General features: G+C 63.1%; 6 protein-coding genes. 4 read left to right on the top strand and 2 right to left on the bottom strand.

Translation table 11 applies throughout. The features are described 5' to 3' along the window. Positions 1-313: hypothetical protein (locus tag AAGI46_15635; protein MEM1013639.1), on the bottom strand; the 313-nt coding region annotated here is incomplete at its 3' end. A gap of 125 nt (positions 314-438) precedes the next feature. Here AAGI46_15635 and AAGI46_15630 point away from each other — a divergent pair. The 4 genes from AAGI46_15630 to AAGI46_15615 all read left to right on the top strand — a co-directional run bounded on the left by AAGI46_15630 (position 439) and on the right by AAGI46_15615 (position 4,571). Next, entirely contained in the window at positions 439-1,944 is a 1,506-nt protein-coding gene (locus AAGI46_15630; protein ID MEM1013638.1) for a class II fumarate hydratase, read from the top strand. A gap of 27 nt (positions 1,945-1,971) precedes the next feature. Continuing rightward, the gene (locus AAGI46_15625) at positions 1,972-2,553 is read left to right on the top strand and encodes a Uma2 family endonuclease (GenBank protein MEM1013637.1); all 582 of its coding nucleotides are present in this window, start codon (positions 1,972-1,974) and stop codon (positions 2,551-2,553) included. A gap of 52 nt (positions 2,554-2,605) precedes the next feature. After that, a complete protein-coding gene (locus AAGI46_15620; GenBank protein MEM1013636.1) occupies positions 2,606-3,586 on the top strand; it encodes a DUF1207 domain-containing protein in 981 nt (326 codons plus the stop codon). 70 nt (positions 3,587-3,656) lie between these two features. Next, positions 3,657-4,571: a DUF1207 domain-containing protein gene (locus tag AAGI46_15615; GenBank protein ID MEM1013635.1), complete on the top strand. Its 915-nt coding sequence runs from the start codon at positions 3,657-3,659 to the stop codon at positions 4,569-4,571. A gap of 9 nt (positions 4,572-4,580) precedes the next feature. Here the strand turns inward: AAGI46_15615 and AAGI46_15610 are convergent. Continuing rightward, positions 4,581-5,116: hypothetical protein (locus AAGI46_15610; GenBank protein ID MEM1013634.1), on the bottom strand; the 536-nt coding region annotated here is incomplete at its 5' end.

Genomic DNA, 5,116 nt, shown 5'->3' with positions numbered 1-5,116 from the left:
GCCCGTTCGCCTCTACGTGCTCGAGCGAGTCATCTTCGGCCCGACCAAAGCACCCTTGCCCGATGGCTATCGCCCGCCTTCGGAGTCCGTCGCCGATCTCGACGCGGTCGGCTGCGTAGTCGATCGTGAACTCGATGACCCCGCCGTCGAGATCGGCGACGGACTCCGAAGGCGGGCGATAGCCATCGGGCAAGGGTGCTTTGGTCGGGCCGAAGATGACTCGCTCGAGCACGTAGAGGCGAACGGGCGCTTGCTCTTGAGCCAACGCGATCGACGGCACCAGCCCGACCACGACGAGGCAAAGGGCGAGCATTCCGGTAAGGCAACTTCGGCTTGTCATGGCGACTCCTGCGGATCAAGACACGCCGCAGATTAAAGAAACTTGCGGGCGGCTTCAAGTCGCACCCAGGGCGAGCGGGCGTCGGCGTAGCGTGCCGCATGAGCCAGGAAACCAGGACTGAGCGCGATTCCATGGGTGAGATGCAGGTGCCGATCGATGCGCTGTACGGCGCGTCGACGGCGAGGGCGGTGGAGAACTTTCCGATCGCCCATCGGCCGATGCGGCCGGCGGTGATTCACGCGTTTGGCCACCTCAAGGCGGCGTGTGCCCAGGCCAACAAAGACCTCGGCAAGCTCGATCCGGAGATCGCAGATGCCATCATCGACGCCGCGACGCAAGTCGCGGAGGGCAAGCACGACGCACACTTCCCGGTCGACGTCTACCAGACTGGCAGCGGCACGTCGACGAACATGAACGCCAACGAGGTCATCGCCAACCTCGCCAACCAGAAGCTGTCTGGAACGAGCCCCGAGCGCGAGCGAGCGGGTTCGGGTGATCGCTCAGAACCCCTCGCTGACGCTCAGGGCTCGCAGGGGTCCGAACACAAGCCCCGCGTCCACCCCAACGACCACGTCAACATGGGGCAGTCGAGCAACGACACGTTCCCGACCGCGATGCATATCGCGGCGACTGCTGAACTTTGGAAGCTGCGTGAAAGCGTTGACTGGCTGAAGCGGACGCTCGAGCAGAAGGCTCGAAGCTACGAAAACGTCGTGAAGATCGGGAGAACGCATTTGATGGACGCGACTCCGATTCGGTTCAGCCAAGTCTTGGACGGCTTCGCAGCTCAGATGCAACGAGCATTCGACTTGGAGCTGGCCGCCGAGGATGCGCTTCTGTCAAACATGCCGATCGGCGGGACTGCTGTTGGTACCGGGATCAACACTCATCCAGATTTCGCTCGACGCGTCTGTGAGCATCTGAGCAATCATGCCATTCCAGGCGAAGCCGAGTTGTTTGGCGTGTACGAGGAAGCAAAGAATCACGTCGAAGCGCAAGCGAGCAAAGACGCCTTCATTGATGCACACGGCCACCTCAAGACGATCGCCGTCTCCCTCTCCAAGATCGCCAACGACATCCGCCACCTCGGCTCCGGACCTCGCTGCGGCATCGGCGAACTCATCCTCCCGGCCATCCAGCCCGGCAGCTCGATCATGCCCGGCAAGGTCAACCCCGTGATCTGCGAGAGCGTCATGCAGGTCGTCTGCCGCGTCATCGGTAATGACGCCACCGTCACCACCGCCGGCCTCGGCGGCGTCGGGTCGATCTTCGAGCTCAACGTCGCGATGCCGGTCATGATCGACGCTTTTCTCGAGAGCGTCGAGCTGCTCAGCAACGTCTGCGACGTCTTCGTCGACAAGCTGCTGGTGGGCCTTGAGGTGGACGAGAAACGGTGCAAGCAGCTCATCGACGAGAGCTTGATGCTCGTGACGGCCCTCAACCCGCTCATCGGCTACGACGAGGCCGCCAAGGTCGCCAAGCAAGCCCACGCCGAGGGCAAGACGATCCGCAAGATCATGGCCGAGAAGTCGTACGAGGGCGTCACTGATGCCCAACTCGATGAGGCGCTCGACCCACGACGCATGACTGAACCGCAGGCGTAGGGACAACCGATCGCGTAGACTTTGGCTATGTCAGCGGCTCTTGCACCTTCGGGCGTCGTGGTACCGGCCGTCGAGGACGACGGCACGGGGCCGCTCTTTGAAGTCGTGGATGGGGTGAAGGTGGAGAAACACATGAGCCTGGAGTCGCAGACGATCGGATTTGAGATCGCCTTCTGGCTTCGGCTGCACCTGCACGAGAAGCAAGTAGAGGGGCACGTTGTGACCGAGCCGTTTGTTGTCTGCTTCGACTGGATGCCGGACACAAGGCGACGGCCGGACGTGGCCTACTGGTACAAGGCGCAGTACCCCGACGGAATTCCAGCAAAAGGTGACGCGTCTGTCGCTCCAGCTCTGGCGATCGAGGTCGCGTCACCACACGACAACGTCTTTGAGCTGGAGCGGAAGGTTGGCGAGTATTTTCGGGCGGGCGTTCAATTGGTCTGGATAATCAATCCGGAAGCCCGCACCGTCCGCACCGAGCAGCCCGACGGCACCGCACACGTCTACCGCGACGGGGACACGCTCGTCGGCGGACCGGTGCTGCCGAAGTTCACGGTCGAGGTCGCCAAGCTGTTCGCGAAGACTGCCTCGTCGCAAACGGGCGTTTGAAAAAGTTATCGGGCGTACTTTCGGCTGCTGCGGCAGCCGATACAGTGCGGCAGTGCGTGTCACAGCCGTCATCTTCCTTACAGCCTTCCTCGGCCTCTGCTTCGTGCAGAACGTCTCCGCGCAGCTCGAGGCCGATCTGGTCGTTTCGGATCAGCCGATCGATCCGGGCATCGAGTACGAGCCTCGAAAGCCGTACGACGAGGTCCGCTGGTTCGTGCCGAGCCGTGCATTCGACCCGATTCAGGCCGATCCGCGTTGGCCGAGGTTCGAGTTCGGGACGGCGTACGTGTTGGAGTCGGAGGGTGAGTTCTTCGGCGAGGGCGGGCCATACGACAACCTGTGGCTGGTCGCGTTCGGGGAGAACATCGCCTTCTACGCCGGTCCGCCGCCGGAGTCGATGAGCAACCTGTTCGACACGATCGAGATCGGCGCGGTCGCGGCACTCTTTGCGACGTTCGACCTGCTCGAAGAGAGCGTCCCACTGCTCAACGCGGACTACAACGGCGGCATCTTTTTCGCCGGGCGGAAGGGGCCTTGGTCGACGTTCATCCGGCTCTTCCACGAGAGCAGCCACCTGGGCGATGAGCTGCTGCTCTTCGGGCCGGAGATCGATCGCGACGACCAGACGTTCGACTCGATCGAGGCGTTCATCTCGCGCGACTTCCGCAACGTCGCCGACATGGGCACTATCCGCATTTATGGCGGGGCTGGCTGGCTCTTCCGGACGTTCGGCACGCCCGACTACGGCGACTTCGTCTTCCAGTACGGAGCCGAGTTCGACGGGACCCGCATGCGATACAACCTGCCGGGTGGCCTGGGCGTTCGGCCGACGGCGGCGATCGACATGCAGCACCTGGACGGCCGGGGTTACAACTTCGACTTCTCCGTCTCGGCTGGTGCGCGCTTCGACGGCCTGCGTCGTGGCGGGCAGACGGACCTGGAGATCATCTACTACAACGGCCGCAACCAGAACGGCCAGCTCTTCGTCGACGACATCGAGTACCTGGGCGTCTCGCTGCGTCTGTACCTCTGAAGCGGCCGTTCTATCGGTCGTTCCCGCTCAAGTTGTTGCCCGCTACCAGGATCGTTAGGTTTTGCTCCAGATGCTGAAGCTGTATGCCTGCCTTGTGGCCCTTCTGCTGGGCGTCGCATCGTCGTCGGCGCAGTTGGCGACAACCACAGCGGCCGCACCGGAGCGGTACGACCAGGGCCGACTAGGCGAAGGTCTCCTGCCGTTGGGCGACGTGTTCGAGCCGCTGTGGGCCGACCCGTTCTGGCCACTGATGAGTGCGAGCTACCACCGCTATGTCCAGGACGACTTCCTGGAGAACGTCGCCGCCTTCACGATCGGCGGGACGATCCCGATCTACCGTTGGAAAGACCCAGCAATCCCGGACCTCGACTGGCTGGAGTTTGCCCTTCAGACGGCCGTCCACAGCGACTTCGACCAGGACCGGTTCAGTCGCGACAACTTCAACAACGACTTCGTTTTTGGCGGAATGCTCAACGCGCGGAAAGGGCGATGGAGCGGCATGTTCCGCCTCTGGCACCGGAGCAGCCACGTCGGCGACGAGTACCTGACCAACGACAGTGGCGTCATCCGCGAGGACTTCAGCTACGACCGGGCTGATCTTCGGCTCAGCTACGACGTGCTCGGCAACGCCTACATCGACGACCACGGCCTGCTGCGGGTTTACGGCGGCTTCGGTCGTGCATTGCGTCGCCCGTCACCGCCGTCGTACGAGTTCTGGCATTTGCAGTGGGGCGTGGAGGCGCGTGCACCGATCGAGCTGTGGGATCACTGGCGTCCCGTCGCCTCGGCCGACGTGCAGCAGCAGGAGGGCAACGGCTTCAAGCTCGACTTCAACCTGCGTGCGGGACTTCAGGCCGAGAATCAGAAGGTTCACGGGCGCAACATCAAGTTCCTCGCCGAGTTCTACAACGGCAAAGAACCTAATGGACAGTTCTGGGAAGACGACGTGCTGTACGTCGGCTTCGGGATGTTCGTCACGCTATAGCGGCGAAAGCTACAGCTTGGCGTGGACGGAACGTGGGGCGTTGACGACGAGTTGGCCCTGGAAGACGCGGATCGATGCGGTGCCACCATTGACGTCCCAGACATTCGGGCTGACGGTGGCCTGGATCAGGTCGACGATGTCCTGGGCGCGTTCGTCACGCGACTGGTTGTTCTGATTGCCGCCGTTGCCACCGCCAAAACCACCACCGCCACCACCAAAGCCACCACCTCCTCCGCCGAAGCCTCCGCCACCGCCGCCGTTTCCGCCACCACCGAAGCCGCCACCTCCTCCGCCGCCACCACCGAAGCCGCCACCTCCTCCGCCGCCGCCGCCGATGTTGATGTCGGCGATCGTGAAGTTCGGCACTTCGACGAGCTGGTCGCGAATGTCGTAGACCCGCAAGACCAGCGTCGCCTCTTCCTCGGCCTTGGTGGTGATGCGGACGATGCCCTCGTCGACGAAGATCGCCAGCGGCTCATCCTTCGGGATCGAGCGGAGCATGAACCGCAGGAACGTCCGGACCGAAGCCCCGCGAAGCTTGACGT

Source organism: Planctomycetota bacterium, from assembly GCA_038746835.1.
GTDB lineage: Bacteria > Planctomycetota > Phycisphaerae > Tepidisphaerales > Tepidisphaeraceae > JBCDKH01.
Note: the sequence above shows the minus strand (reverse complement) of the source record. Positions and strands in the feature narration are given on the sequence as shown.

Excerpts from the sequence above, each read along its gene's own strand:
- AAGI46_15630 (MEM1013638.1), top strand. The coding sequence starts at position 439 with ATGAGCCAGGAAACCAGGACTGAGCGCGATTCCATGGGTGAGATGCAG.
- AAGI46_15625 (MEM1013637.1), top strand. The coding sequence starts at position 1,972 with ATGTCAGCGGCTCTTGCACCTTCGGGCGTCGTGGTACCGGCCGTCGAG.
- AAGI46_15615 (MEM1013635.1), top strand. The coding sequence starts at position 3,657 with ATGCTGAAGCTGTATGCCTGCCTTGTGGCCCTTCTGCTGGGCGTCGCA.